Annotated in this window: 13 protein-coding genes; 5 read left to right on the top strand and 8 right to left on the bottom strand. The window is 49.2% G+C overall.

The genetic code is table 11. The annotated features are described in order from the left end of the window. Positions 1–87 precede the first annotated feature (87 nt). From gmd to MKO97_RS03120, 5 genes are read left to right on the top strand one after another with little or no spacing between them, the layout of a single operon-like run. On the top strand, positions 88–1,173 hold the full coding sequence (gmd, locus tag MKO97_RS03140) for a GDP-mannose 4,6-dehydratase (RefSeq protein WP_241104616.1): 1,086 nt from the start codon (positions 88–90) through the stop codon (positions 1,171–1,173). After that, positions 1,173–2,099, top strand: coding sequence for a GDP-L-fucose synthase (locus tag MKO97_RS03135; RefSeq protein WP_241104615.1), 927 nt, complete (start codon positions 1,173–1,175; stop codon positions 2,097–2,099). Before gmd ends, MKO97_RS03135 begins: the two co-directional genes overlap by 1 nt. Continuing rightward, a complete protein-coding gene (locus MKO97_RS03130) occupies positions 2,092–3,252 on the top strand; it encodes a DegT/DnrJ/EryC1/StrS aminotransferase family protein (RefSeq protein WP_241104614.1) in 1,161 nt (386 codons plus the stop codon). Before MKO97_RS03135 ends, MKO97_RS03130 begins: the two co-directional genes overlap by 8 nt. Positions 3,253–3,294: 42 nt before the next feature. Continuing rightward, the gene (locus MKO97_RS03125; RefSeq protein WP_241104613.1) at positions 3,295–4,752 is read left to right on the top strand and encodes a lipopolysaccharide biosynthesis protein; all 1,458 of its coding nucleotides are present in this window, start codon (positions 3,295–3,297) and stop codon (positions 4,750–4,752) included. Then, positions 4,749–5,534: a glycosyltransferase family 2 protein gene (locus MKO97_RS03120; protein WP_241104612.1), complete on the top strand. Its 786-nt coding sequence runs from the start codon at positions 4,749–4,751 to the stop codon at positions 5,532–5,534. Before MKO97_RS03125 ends, MKO97_RS03120 begins: the two co-directional genes overlap by 4 nt. A 3-nt stretch (positions 5,535–5,537) precedes the next feature. On the opposite strand, the gene MKO97_RS03115 is transcribed toward MKO97_RS03120, so the two are convergent. From MKO97_RS03115 to MKO97_RS03080, 8 genes are all read right to left on the bottom strand, one after another. Next, a complete protein-coding gene (locus MKO97_RS03115; protein WP_241104611.1) occupies positions 5,538–6,140 on the bottom strand; it encodes an FkbM family methyltransferase in 603 nt (200 codons plus the stop codon). 317 nt (positions 6,141–6,457) lie between these two features. Continuing rightward, positions 6,458–6,961: a hypothetical protein gene (locus MKO97_RS03110; RefSeq protein ID WP_241104610.1), complete on the bottom strand. Its 504-nt coding sequence runs from the start codon at positions 6,959–6,961 to the stop codon at positions 6,458–6,460. A gap of 50 nt (positions 6,962–7,011) precedes the next feature. After that, positions 7,012–9,504: a DUF6311 domain-containing protein gene (locus MKO97_RS03105; RefSeq protein WP_241104609.1), complete on the bottom strand. Its 2,493-nt coding sequence runs from the start codon at positions 9,502–9,504 to the stop codon at positions 7,012–7,014. Then, complete coding sequence (locus MKO97_RS03100; RefSeq protein WP_241104608.1) at positions 9,482–10,456, bottom strand: glycosyltransferase; 975 nt, start codon at positions 10,454–10,456, stop codon at positions 9,482–9,484. The genes MKO97_RS03105 and MKO97_RS03100 overlap by 23 nt, the downstream gene beginning before the upstream one ends. A gap of 154 nt (positions 10,457–10,610) precedes the next feature. After that, positions 10,611–11,489, bottom strand: coding sequence for a dTDP-4-dehydrorhamnose reductase (gene rfbD / locus MKO97_RS03095; RefSeq protein WP_241104607.1), 879 nt, complete (start codon positions 11,487–11,489; stop codon positions 10,611–10,613). After that, positions 11,483–12,034: a dTDP-4-dehydrorhamnose 3,5-epimerase gene (rfbC, locus tag MKO97_RS03090; protein WP_241104606.1), complete on the bottom strand. Its 552-nt coding sequence runs from the start codon at positions 12,032–12,034 to the stop codon at positions 11,483–11,485. The genes rfbD and rfbC overlap by 7 nt, the downstream gene beginning before the upstream one ends. Positions 12,035–12,037: 3 nt before the next feature. Beyond that, a complete protein-coding gene (gene rfbA, locus MKO97_RS03085) occupies positions 12,038–12,895 on the bottom strand; it encodes a glucose-1-phosphate thymidylyltransferase RfbA (protein WP_241104605.1) in 858 nt (285 codons plus the stop codon). Next, positions 12,892–13,872, bottom strand: coding sequence for a hypothetical protein (locus MKO97_RS03080; protein ID WP_241104604.1), 981 nt, complete (start codon positions 13,870–13,872; stop codon positions 12,892–12,894). The genes rfbA and MKO97_RS03080 overlap by 4 nt, the downstream gene beginning before the upstream one ends.

Raw genomic sequence — 13,872 nt, 5'->3', positions numbered from 1 at the left:
ACGGAAATACGCTGCGCCAAAGGGCGCGCTGTAAAAAAAGACGTTCGTTGGTGTGTGTTTAGTATATTTGCTCCTTACTTTATTTACATGAAAAAAGCGCTTATCACAGGCATTAACGGGCAGGATGGTTCTTACCTGGCCGAGCTCCTGTTGGAGAAAGGCTATGAGGTGCACGGGATCATTCGGCGGAGTTCCACTTTTAATACCGAGCGGATCGAGCACCTGTATATAGACTCCCTTCTAAAAGATTTACATCAAAAGAAACGGATTTCGCTTCATTATGGGGACATGACGGATTCAACGAACCTGATCCGGCTTGTCCAACAGCTAAAACCCGACGAAATCTATAACCTGGCGGCGCAGTCGCACGTAAAGGTTTCCTTTGAACTTCCGGAATATACCGCCGAGACGGACGGCATCGGTACGCTCCGTTTGCTGGAGGCCGTCCGGATTTGCGGACTTACGGAAACCACGCGTATTTACCAGGCTTCCACATCCGAATTATACGGAAAAGTGCAGGAGGTCCCGCAAAAAGAAACCACTCCTTTTTACCCGCGGTCTCCCTATGGCGTAGCAAAGATATATGCCTACTGGATTACCAAAAACTACCGTGAATCGTACGGCATGTTTGCGGTAAACGGCATTCTTTTCAACCACGAATCCGAACGTCGGGGTGAAACGTTCGTCACGCGTAAAATTACGTTGTCGGCATCGCGTATCGCACACGGCATACAAGAGAAATTATATCTCGGAAACCTCGACGCAAAACGCGACTGGGGGTATGCAAAGGATTATGTAGAGTGTATGTGGCTGATGCTGCAGCAGGAAACGCCGGAAGATTATGTCATTGCGACGGGCGTTCAGCATTCGGTGCGTGCCTTCTGCGAGCTGGCATTTCGCCACGCCGGTATCGAACTTGAGTGGACGGGTGCGGGCGAGTCGGAAAAAGGCGTATGCCGCAAAACCGGACGGGTTTTGATTGAAGTAGACCCTAACTATTACCGGCCGGCAGAGGTCGAGAGCCTACTGGGCGACCCCACAAAGGCGCGTACGCAACTCGGCTGGGACCCTGGCCGTACCTCACTTGAGCAACTGGTCGCCATCATGATGAAACATGATTTGACCTATGTCAAGCGTTTCGCCGACCGCGAATCATTAAAGCTTTTCGAATAATGAAAATCTTTCTTACCGGCGCGGGCGGGATGGTCGGGCGCAACATCCTGGAGCATCCGTCAGCCGCTGGTGTTACTTTTCTGACGCCTTCGCGCACGGAAGTCAATTTGGAAGACTATGATGCCGTGTATACCTTTATCCGCGAACAAAAGCCGGACCTTGTTATCCATGCGGCCGGACGTGTGGGTGGTATCCAGGCGAACATGGCGCATCCCGTCGATTTCCTGGTGCAAAACCTCGACATGGGACGAAATGTCATCATGGCGGCCAAGAACGCAGGCGTGCCGCGTTTGCTGAATCTGGCAAGTTCGTGTATGTATCCGCGGGAAGCCATAAATCCGTTAGGGGAAGACCTCGTGCTGAAAGGCGAACTGGAGCCTACCAATGAAGGATATGCTATCGCGAAAATCGTGGCGACGCGCTTGTGTGAATACATCTCACGGGAGCATCCCTCCCTTCTCTACAAAACAGTTATTCCATGTAATCTCTATGGCCGATACGATAAGTTCGCGCCAGAGCACTCCCATATGGTTCCGGCGGTAATCCGTAAAATCCACTTTGCTGCGGCCAACGGACAATCGGAAATCGATATCTGGGGAGACGGTATGTCACGCCGGGAGTTTATGTATGCCGGCGATTTGGCTGATTTTGTCTTCTTTGCGCTTGACCGTTTCGAAAAGTTGCCTCAGAACCTCAACGTGGGACTTGGGCACGACTTCACAATCAACCAGTATTATGAGGCCATTGCACACGAAATAGGGTACCGTGGCCGTTTCATACATGACCTTTCAAAACCAACCGGAATGCGGCAAAAACTGGTCGACACCACCCTATTGAAACAATTGGGGTGGCAGCCAGAAACTTCCTTACCGGAAGGCATTCGAAAAACATACGATTATTTCAAAAACCGCATCTTACATGATTAAGTACTCGCTGGCGTCCTCTACCTGGGACGAAAAAGAATTGCAGGCAATTCAGTCGGTCATCGACAAAGACATGTATACCATGGGCGACGCCGTAAAGCAGTTTGAACTCGATTTCGCGCAGTTTCTGGGTTCAAAATACTGCGTTATGGTCAACTCCGGATCGTCGGCCAACCTGTTGGCGGTGGCGGCCTTGTTTTACACGAAGGTCCCGAAACTGCAGCGGGGCGACGAGGTGATTGTTCCGGCCGTATCCTGGTCAACGACGTATTACCCACTTCACCAGTATGGCCTGAAACTCAAATTTGTGGATGTCGACCTGCATACCCTGAACTTCGATCTCGACCAATTGCGTCAGGCGGTCACCGACAAAACGAAAATGATCATGGCCGTCAACCTGTTAGGCAATCCGAATGACTTCGATGCCATCAACGCCATCATTGCGGGCAGGGACATCCTGTTACTTGAAGACAACTGTGAGTCAATGGGCGCAGAATACAAAGGAAAACAGGCGGGTACGTTTGGGATCATGGGCACCTATTCTTCTTTTTATTCCCACCATATCGCAACGATGGAAGGCGGTTTGGTTTCAACCGATGACGAAGAACTCTATCATGTCATGCTCTCGCTAAGGGCCCATGGATGGACACGTCACCTTCCGAAAGAAAACCGGGTTTCAAATAAAAGTGATGATTGGTTCGAAGAGTCGTTTCGGTTTGTGTTGCCGGGCTATAACCTACGGCCCGTTGAAATGAGTGGCGCCATTGGTGTCGAACAACTTAGGAAGCTTCCGGGTTTTCTGGAAAAACGTCGCGAAAATGCAGCCTATTTCTGCTCGCTTTTTGCCGATCACCCCGACTTCATCATCCAAAAAAACATCGATAACAGCAGTTGGTTCGGATTTAGTTTCATCATCAAACCAGGCTCTGACAAAACCCGAAAAGAGATTGTAGAACGCCTTACGGCACATCAAATCGACTGTCGTCCCATCGTCACCGGTGACTTTACCAAAAATGAAGTGTTACGTTTCTTCGACTATGAATTGTTCGGCGAGATGAAAAATGCCTCCTATCTGGATAAGCATGGGTTTTTTGTAGGTAACCATCAAATCGACCTCAAAGAGGAAATCACGTATCTTCGAGAGGTCCTTTCGTAGTCTTTGCGTACCTCAAGGCTTCTATACAACTCGTTCGCAGCCATGGTCCAGGTGGTCGTGGTGGGTCTGTGTTATGTCATCCTTTACCGCTACCTGCTTGACCGTCTAGGCGCCGAGCTTTTGGGCGTATGGTCGGTTATCGTGGCCACCACCTCGTTAGCGTCCGTCGCGAATCTTGGCCTCAATACCAGCATTGTCAAATTTGTGGCGTCATATGCCGCGCGGGGGGACGAATCCAAAATCAAGCAATTGCTTTTCACCTCTTTCATTTTTATAGGAGGACTTTATCTGGTGTTATCTGGAATTATATTGCTTGTAGCCGGATGGCTGTTACCGATGTTCATTCCGCTCCAATTCCTGGAAGTGGCGAAGGGCGTGCTGCCTTTCTCTTTACTATGCCTGTGTATCAATGCAATTGGCGGTGTCGTGGGAAGCGCACTCGACGGTATCCAGAAAAATTACATTCGCAGTGCCGTACTATCGGGGTCTTCCGTGGTGCTGGTGGTGCTGTCGTTTATCATGACGCCTCTATATGGGTTAAAGGGACTCATTTACTCTCAAATTTTGCAGGCCCTGATGGTGCTCGCTATATGTGTCATCGCCTTCAACCGGTTTCGGCCCGGTTCGTTTTCTCCGGGATGGCACTGGAGTCGAAGCATCTTCCGGGAAATCCTCTCCTACGGCTCAAAAATTCAGGTCCTCGCGTTATTACAACTTTCCTACGAGCCGGTTACGAAGCTTATACTCAGCCGATGGGGCGGACTGGCCGCCGCAGGCTATTACGAAATGGCAAGCCGTCTGGTGTCGCAGGTACGGGCGGTGATTGTAAACGCCAACCAGGTGGTCATTCCGATTATTGCGGAGGCCTCGGAGCGGGATAGTGATCGTGTGCGCGATCTGTATATAAGATCGTTTCGCACCATTCTTCCCCTCGATACCGTATTAACCCTGGCGCTTATATGTACGTCTCCTTTGGTATCGGTTTTGTGGCTCGGCCATGCCGAAATGATCTTCGTTTTCGCGATGACGGCTAATGGAATCGGCATGTTTCTAAACATTTGTACCAATCCCGCGTATTTTGGTTTCATGGGAGAAGGAAAGTTGAATCCGCTCTTGATTTCCGCATTTACCATGGGACTTGTCAACGTCTTCGGAGGTTGGTTGCTCGGAACCTGGCTGGGTGGTTATGGCGTCATCATCGCCTGGAACCTTGCCTTTGTTGCGGGTTCGCTGCTTGTAATGCTGCAATACCATCGGGTGAAGATGCTTCGTTGGCATGAACTGGTTTCCCGACAGGATGTTTACATATTGCTTATGGCTACTATGATTGGTATGACCACAATGCGTATGTATGTAACTTATAACTCATACAATTGGAAATACCTGCTGGTTCTTGCCGTCGAACTCACCCTTTTTGCGGGGTTGCTCTTCCGAAATGCCGCGTTACGTGCGGTCATTGAAAAAATACCGGGGTTGAACCGACTAAAAAAATCCTCATGAACCACGGTCCTTTTTTTTCTGTTATCACGGCTGCTTACAACAGTTCCGCCACAATCAGCGATACGCTTGCGTCATTGCTCTCTCAGGATTTCACCGATTTTGAATACATTATCGTTGACGGGTCTTCAAAAGATACTACTGTCGATATTGTAAAGAAGTATGTGCCTTTATTTGAGTCAAAGGGCATACGGCTTCGATGGATAAGCGAACCCGACCGGGGTATATACGATGCCTGGAACAAAGGCGTTCGCCTTGCAGAAGGCCGCTGGATCAGTTTTATCGGGTCGGATGACACCTACGTGGCGGGTGCGTTGCACCGTTATAAACAGATAATAGACGAAAGCGACGCTGCGGTCAATTATATTTCGTCGCGCGTCGAGGTTATTGACCACCAAAAAAAGACCCTTCGTGTATTCGGATCAAAATATGACTGGCGGCGTGTGGTGGCCGACTACGATGTGGCGCAAGTCGGTTCCTTCCATAAGAAAACACTTTTTGAGGAGGTAGGGCCTTTTAGTGAGGCATACCTGATTGCGGGAGATTTGCAATTCTATATCCGTTGCCGCGACGTCATCCGCCCTTCGTTCTTCCCTGAGATTACAGCCCGGATGCTCGACGGCGGCGTCAGCAACCAACCGTATCCGGCACTTCGGGAAGGGCTTCGGGTAAAACTTGACACCCGCGCGACACATCCGCTGGATGCCTACTTTCATTTCTACCTGTCGCTGACGAAATGTTATGTGAAGATGGCGCTTCGAAAACTTGTCGGAATTCGGGCCTAACGGCTAGATCCAGAAATGGATCATGACCGGTTTCGGCTCTTCTCCGTGAATGCCTTTGACAAAGGTGTTGTATTCGGGCACATACGACTTCACCAATGCAATCATTTCAGCCGCATCATTCTGTGGATGATAGCTGGTAATGGCAATCTTTGGCTTGTTCCGGCGAATGGTAGCGCCGGCACCCTTTAGCATATCCAGTTCAAAACCTTCGATATCCGCCTTCAGGAAGGTAATCTTCTGTTCGGCCGGAATCAGGGTGTCGATCTTATGTATGGGAATCCGTGATCCCGTTGTGCTCACATGGCCCTCTAGTGAATTTTCGTCGAAGTAGACCTCTCCGTCTGTATTGCCGACCGCTGAGCGGAAGAGGGTCACTTTGTCTTCTGCTCCCTGAAACGTCTTTGCCAGTGCTTCCCCGAACGCGGCGCTTGGCTCTACCAGAAACAACTTTTTGCATTGGTCAAGCACTACCAGGGGAAATAACCCCTCTGCCGTACCGACGTCAAGAAGGATGTCTCCCTTCTCGATAGGCGTCTGCGGCTTTCGATAGTAATGCCAATCGGCTTCGTCGAACGTTTCCGCTGAAACCTGGCTTAACCCAGCCATTGGGAACGACGCCGGCCAAAACATAGGGCGCGACACCGACGTGAATCGGATTTGGTGGAAATCCGCTCCTTTTTGCACGTTTTCTATGTATCTGCCGCCTATTCGACTTACCACGGGTTTGACGAGAAAGCGAAGTAACTCAACGAAGGATACGTTGTTTTTTGCGTAAAAAAACCAGTAAAATAAGATACGGAGTCGGCGCATGGAAAGGGGATAAGGGAAAACGAAAAAAAAAGTTACCTATACAAGTAACTTTTAAGAGATATTCTGTTGGTGTACGGTTTATTTGTTCCCGTACAACTTGTTCAGCTCGTCTTTCAGAGGCTGTGTGCACGCCATAATCGGATCGTATGCCTGTCCTTCGATGGCTTGATCTTCGCCACGCCCGCCACTGTATCAAATTCAACCTGTACCGCTGGATAGAAATACTTGAAGATTTCAGCTCCCTTGGCATTCATTTCTTTCCCTTTATACTTGACCTTGAAGTTTTTGAACGTTACTTCTTTCTGGTCTTTATTTGCACCGATATCCAGTCGGAGCGCCATTGGCGTATAGTCATCCGGAACCTCAAATACGATGTCCTGGGCATCCGGGCTACCTTTCACGTCAACTGTAACGGCTTGGTCAGCTGGCCATGTTTCCGTTCCGTCTTCGTTATAAAAAACCTGGAATGTGTCGTCTTTCGTTACTACGGCGTTGACCGTCACGCTGAACAAGGTTTCTTTTTTCGCTTCGGCAGCAGGCGTTTCAGTCTTTTTGTCGTCTTTACACGACACAAAAAACAAACTCAACGCAAAGGCACTAAGTACGGCAGATTTCATATGTTAAAAAATTTTTGCAAATATTGATAATTATAGCGGTATATCCAAATTTATTTGGTGATTTGGACAGTCCTTCCTAACAACGCGTAATGTTCTTTTTTCGTATCTCCGTCTACAATCATTATAGCAATTTGGTAACGGCCCTGTTCGATGTCAGTCGTATTTACGGTGGCCCTAAAACCGCTGCGGTCATAGTTGTATCCTGGATTACCCGCTGTGACGTCGGGTCGCGCCACGAAGTCGGTCGCGATCCGGTAGTTGTGTTCCCCCAGGAGTACCAGCGAAATGGTGTTTGCGTCTGAGGATTGCCCTTTGACGACGGCCCACCCGCTCATGGATAATGTCCGTCCGGTTTGCTTCATCTCTTCCATATTGTAGAGCAGGGGTGTGTCTGACAGTTGGTAAATGCGTTCTGGCTTTTTGGTGTAGCCGGCCTGTTTAATCGGTTGTGCAACGGCTAAATGGTAGGCGCCGTTCGAGTCGCGTATTGCAATCCCGAAGTCATAGGTGTCGCGGGGCAGCTTATCCAGGATAACGGTTGACCGAAAACCGGCATTATCCAACTTACCTCCGTACGTGGCCGATATATCGGCTCTGGTAACCGGAGCGACCGGAGCAAGAAAGGTCTTTTTTCCAATTATCGCGACAAAAAGCGAATCGCGTGTATTGTCATGACTTCCTTTAACCATCGCCCATCCATTGACCGACAAAACGTTATTGGCAAATTTCAGTCGCTCGACCCCGAGAAGTATGTCTTTCTTTATCGCGTTTGCCTCGGGTAATTCCCGAAACAGGTTCCTTTGGCCTGCGTATGATTTGGCAACCGAATCGGCAAAACGGACGTTCTCCGGGCGTTTGTCGAAGTAGGGCTCCATTCCCGATCGTTTGGCGTACAAAATAACAAACCCTCCCATTCGCTTGACCGCAACTTTGTTTCGATAAAGCAACGAGCTGAAATCAGCCAAATAGGTTTCGTTGGTTATGAAAAGCTGCCCCGGTGCTATGGTGCCCATGGTGATCTGACCCGACAGCTTATCAGCGTATGCAGTGGCCGCGTCCCGGTTTTCACGGGCCACATAACCGTTCGTAATGGGCTTTCCGGCTTTTAATGCGAGGAACATCAGATCCTGGTAGTCCATTGGGTACACCAAATTATTGGTATAAACCGGATACGTTACGATCATGTCGAACTGTGACATCAGGTTGATCCATCGCGTGTCTTTCAATTTGGTGTAATACTCTCCGGATGGCAGCTGACGCGCCGTGAGCAATCCCCATGTATCGTAGACCTGAAGAGCTAACAACAGCATAAGAAGTCCGCGCACCACCAGTTTGTTCAACCTCATCCTGGAAAAGACCAAAATACCACCGAGCATGATGAGATAGTAAAGAGGCCACACAAAACGGCCTGAGGCACGGAAGGTCCCGAGTAACTTCTCGTAAAAAGTGGGCACTGGGAAATGGAATAGTACGTGCGTACCAAAACTAACATAATTGGTAATGGCGAATACTGTATATGCCGAACAGAGCCCGACGACCAACAGCATTCCTTTCGAGACTTTTCTTTTCCCCCGAAAAATCATGACGATGCCCACAAAGGCAGCAACGGCCAATACCAGCATAAAGCCAAGTCCGAGATACGCAAAACCCTCATATTGCCGGTCAGAAATGGTGCCGATCTTAGGCAAAAACCGGGAATAGTACCCATAGGAATCAAAAAAAGAAAGGAGATTGAATCCGTATTCTCCATTAGCGTAACCGGCATCAAGATTGGTTGAAGGACCTGTTTCTATCATTCCGAAAGCCAACCAAAAGCCGAGCACTGACGCTGCGGCGCCTGCTGGAAACAGCACGGCCGACCACCACCGAATCGACTTATCCACCAGATAATGACGGAGCGGAAGCACTATCGTGAAGCCGGCCACCATCAAGGCGAGATACGCCGAAACACCGGCACTCAGGAAGAAGATGATCGCCTGTTTCCATTCCAGTCGCTTCGCCACTACCGGATCGGATGCCTCTTTCAAACAATAGTAAATCGAGGCCATCACTAGCCAGTGTCCGCACAACGCCGGATGCAGGCCGCGAAAAATCAGAACCGGGTTGGCGGTGATAAAGACGGCTGCCAGGAAGCAGATCCAGTCCTCCGTCTTGTACAGTTTCAGAATACGCACGGTATACCATGCCACGGCAATGTGGCAGAACAAAAGCCAGATACCGAAATACTGGAAGTCATCCGGCAGGACGGCCGAGAAAGGCTTAAATAGCAGCGCAAGAAGCGGAATGGAGTCGGTAAATCCTACATTGGTGCCGACAGGCGCATAGAAATTATCCATCCTGCCCAAGGGCCAATGCCAGGGTTCGTTTCGATAATATGCCCAACCAAGATAGTGCTGCCCCCAATCATGATAGGCCGACATCAGCCAGTTGATATTGGTCGGATCCAGTGTTTTGAATCCGTAACCGATTCCATAGACAATGCAGGCCGCCACCGTAATGGCTATGTAAAGAGCGGATTCCCTACGGAAAAATAGTTTCTTCATTCGCTGTTTCCGACAGTATAAATTGCTGATATAAAAGATCGTTAGGGGGTTGCACTTTCTTTCGTGAACTCAGTTGCAGCAACATGGTCACCAACGTCACGGAAAACAGCTGTACCATGATGACGCCGATAATCAGGATCAGGCTTGAAGCCCAGCCCGGAATCGCGTTGTCCGTAAATAGTTTCTGGTAGAGGATGTAGGCAATCCCGGTGGCACACAAAAGGAAGCCTGCAGTACAAAAGCGGAGAATCCGAAGCGACAACTGGTCAAAGTAAACAGCAATGGAACTAAGCCCGTGAAGCACCAAGGCAGAGACGTTCATTTTCGACTGACCCTTATAGCGCTTACCTCTGTCAAGCACCACTTTATCGTGGGGTATTTTCGATTGAAGGATGCCTCCGGAGTAGTGGTTCCAAATTGCGTCAAGATAGACGACCCGTTTTAGAATGGGAGCCGGTATGACACTGAAATTGCCGAAGCTGATTTTCTGTCCGGTCAGACTATAAAACAAGTACTTGTAAACGATATAGCCGAGTTTGAAAAAGCGTGACTCCTGGCGTTTGTTTCGCGCTGCAAAGATGATTTTTCGGTCACCTGACAGCCTCGCCTTTTCCAATAAGGCGGTCAGATGTGCGGGTGGATCTTCACCGTCGCCATCCATCACGATCACATAGTCTGATTGGGCCACTTTTTGGTTGACGAACTGCAGTCCGACTGCAATAGCCCGCTGGTGGCCTACATTCCGTTTTAAGGTCAGCAGTGTCAGGGGAAGGATTGACAACACACGATCAGGCCGTTCTTCAAATGATCCGTCATCCACAACGACCGCTGAAAAGGTGTAAGCATCGTGCTGCGCCTGCACCTCCGCTATCTGCGTAAGGAGGATTAACAGGCTGTCCCAGTCGTTAAAGACGGGTATCACACAATACACATGGGATCGGTTTACCGACATTTCGTTTTTGGGTATGTGGCAAAAATAGCAGTTCCGTATAACTTACCGGCCTTAATCTTCGAATCTTTGTCAGATAGCAACCTGAAAACAGATGCGTATTCGTCTATGGGGTGGTAACGGCCGCGATTACCACAAAAACGCGGGTGCCCGGCTGCTAAGCGGGCTTGTTTTTAGAAAAAGAGTGCTTACAATGCATAAGACCCTCTTGCCAGGAAGGTATATCAGCGTTAAAGATTGCCCTAAACTTCTCTTTCGACAGAACGCTGTAAGGAGGGCGCATAGCCGGGGTCGGATAATCGTGGGTCGTAATGGGGGTTACCTCTGTCTTCTTTTCAAAAGCTTCAAATAGGGCCCTGGCAAACTCATACCAGGTGCAAGAACCTTCATTGCTGTAATGATAGATACCGTATGGCCGTTCTTTTTCCCGGGTACGTTCGATGATGATAAAAAGGGCCCGGGCTAAATCGCCAGCATAGGTGGGGGTGCCCGTCTGATCATTCACCACTCCTACTCGATCCCGGTCTTCCGATAGCCGCAGCATGGTCTTGAGAAAATTGTGTCCGAACTCTGAGAAGACCCAAGACGTCCGTACGATAAAATGCCTCTCCCAAGTTTCCGCCAGTCGTTTTTCACCTTCCCATTTTGAGTGCCCGTATACACTTTTTGGATTCGGCGATTCATCTTCTGTGTAGGGACTTCGCTGCCTTCCGTCGAATACGAAATCGGTCGAAACGTGAAGTAAGACTGTTTCATGTCTCTTACAGGCTTCCGCAAGATAAGAGGGGCCCTCTGCGTTCACCTGATAGGCGCGGGCGGCGTCACTCTCTGCCTTATCCACGGCAGTGTACGCGGCAGTGTTGATACAAAAATCCGGTTTTACGGTGGTAAACGTCTTTTCTATTGCATCAGGGCGGGTGATGTCAAGTTCATCAGAGGCGAAAAAGAAACATTCAAAGTCGGGATATTGCGCCGATATACCTCTAAGCGCCTGTCCCAACTGTCCGTTGCCTCCGGTTATAAGTACCTTTACCATACTGCACGCGCCTTCTCAAGAACCGGCAAGACCTCATCTTTGTCAGATATCAAAGGCGCCACACCCAGGTCGTGCCATTTTATGGCGATGGTAGGATCATCAAAGCGAACGCCCCCTTCCGATTCTTTATTGTAGAAATTATCGCACTTGTAGAAAAAAACAGCCGTTTCGCTCAGCACCTGAAACCCGTGGGCAAAACCCCGTGGTACAAAAAACTGTCGCCGGTTCTCACCTGAAAGCACGACCGATTCATAGTGCCCGAAGGTGCTCGAGTCTGGTCGGAGGTCAACGGCTACGTCCAGTACCTCGCCTCGTAAAACCTGAACCAATTTGGCTTGCGCGTGGGCACCTGTTTGAAAATGGAGTCCGCGTATAACTGCCTTTGTAGAAAAAGACTGGTTATCCTGCACAAAAGTTACGTCCTGGCCCACGCCTTCATTGAAGCGTCGTTGGTTGTAACTTTCCATAAACCACCCGCGGCCGTCATCAAAAACGGTAGGTTCCAGGATGTAACAACCCTTAAGTTTTGTTTCTGTGAACTTCATCTGTTACGCGAGATCCATTAGATGCTTACCGTATCCGCTTTTGAGAAGGGGTTGCGCCAATGACTCGAACTGTTGTTTCGAAATATAGCCCATTTTAAATGCCGCTTCTTCGATCGCGCCGATCTTAAGCCCTTGTCGTTCTTCTATTACCTGAACAAACTGTGCGGCCTGCATCAGGGAATTGAACGTACCGGTATCCAACCAGGCTGTTCCCCTGTCGAGAATACTGACTTTCAGGCGACCCCTTCGTAAATACTCTTTATTGACATCGGTGATTTCAAGTTCACCCCTTGGACTGGGGGCAATAGACGCTGCGATATCAACCACTTCATTGTCATAAAAGTAGATGCCCGGAACGGCGAAATTTGATTTCGGATGTGGTGGCTTTTCCTCAATAGACAATACATTCCCGTTGGGGTCAAACTCCACCACACCATAGCGCTCTGGATCGTGCACGTGGTAGGCGTAGATGATACCACCCTCTGGGTCGTTGTTGGATTGCAAGAGTTCGGCCAGGCCTGTTCCATAAAAGATGTTGTCGCCTAAAATGAGGGCGACCTTATCGTTCCCGATGAAATCCCTGCCGATAATAAACGCTTCTGCCAGCCCGTTCGGGTGCTCCTGAACCGCATATTCAAAACGGCATCCCAAAGCGGAGCCGTCGCCTAGTAATTTTTGAAACAACGGGAGATCGTACGGTGTCGAGATAATCAGAATATCCCGAATGCCGGCCCACATCAGGGTAGATAGCGGGTAATAGATCATCGGCTTGTCATAAACCGGCATCAATTGCTTGCTCACCGCCAATGTCAATGGGTGCAGGCGGGTACCCGATCCTCCTGCCAATATTATTCCCTTCATGACGAGGCGGTTTTCTGGGCTTGACGCTTTAAGAAGCCTCGCACTCCGGTTATGACCACAAAAAGGAACACGAACAGAAGCGGCAAAATGAACTTCATTTTCGTATAGATAGCCTGCTTAGATAAGATGTTGGTTGTTCTGCTCGCCTCCTTAATGATAGCGTCGTTATTGATCAGTGACAGACGGTGCAACCCCTGCTCGCCCACCAGGCGGTCTTTGGTGCCCAGGATGTCATTCATCTGGCTATTTTCCTGATTATAATAAATGAGATTACCGCTCTTTGCAGGATTCCCATTGGCGAGGTTTTTCAAAAGATCATCTACCTGCGCAATAAGCGAGTCGTTCCGCTCCATTTTGGTCCGCGTGTTCAAAAGCGTAGCCTCCTTTATTTTGGTGTAATAGTCCGAGGTATTCAAATAACGCAACAAGGGCTCGATTGTACCCGCTTCGTCCGTCCGTCCGGCAGTGGTTATGAGTATCTCGTGGAAGAGATAATTCTTACTTGTCGTCTCATCCTTAATGATTTGGTCGATATCGCCATCCTCGGCCATCAGTTTGATAAGCTCGAAGTTCTTGTCGTTTCCATCGATAAACCGGTACACATCATTGATGGGCTCGATTTCAATCGCTCTTACTTTTTTGGGATTGGAAAAGCCGACTACCTTTTTTAGAAAAAGGGTATCCCCTTCTTTAATTTTGGCTTCCAGAAGATCGATCTTGGAATACAGGTAGTCAACCGACCCGAAATTCGGCATCACAACCAGACGGTTCTCATAGGCTTTCCCCGTTTTGTCTAAATAGACCCCCAGTCCGAGTCCTAAAACCAGCAAAGCGCACAACACCACCGCGTTGCGCCTCAGAAAAAGGAAACGTCTGTAAACAAATGCTCCCATCCGATCTAAAAGAGAGGAGAATTTATTCCCTATCTCAGAAAAGCTGAGTTCCTGTTCATTATCGGGTGTCGCGTGTTGTTCCAT

This window comes from Flavobacterium sp. HJ-32-4, assembly GCF_022532105.1.
In the GTDB taxonomy this organism is placed as follows: domain Bacteria; phylum Bacteroidota; class Bacteroidia; order Flavobacteriales; family Flavobacteriaceae; genus Flavobacterium.
Note: the sequence above shows the minus strand (reverse complement) of the source record. Positions and strands in the feature narration are given on the sequence as shown.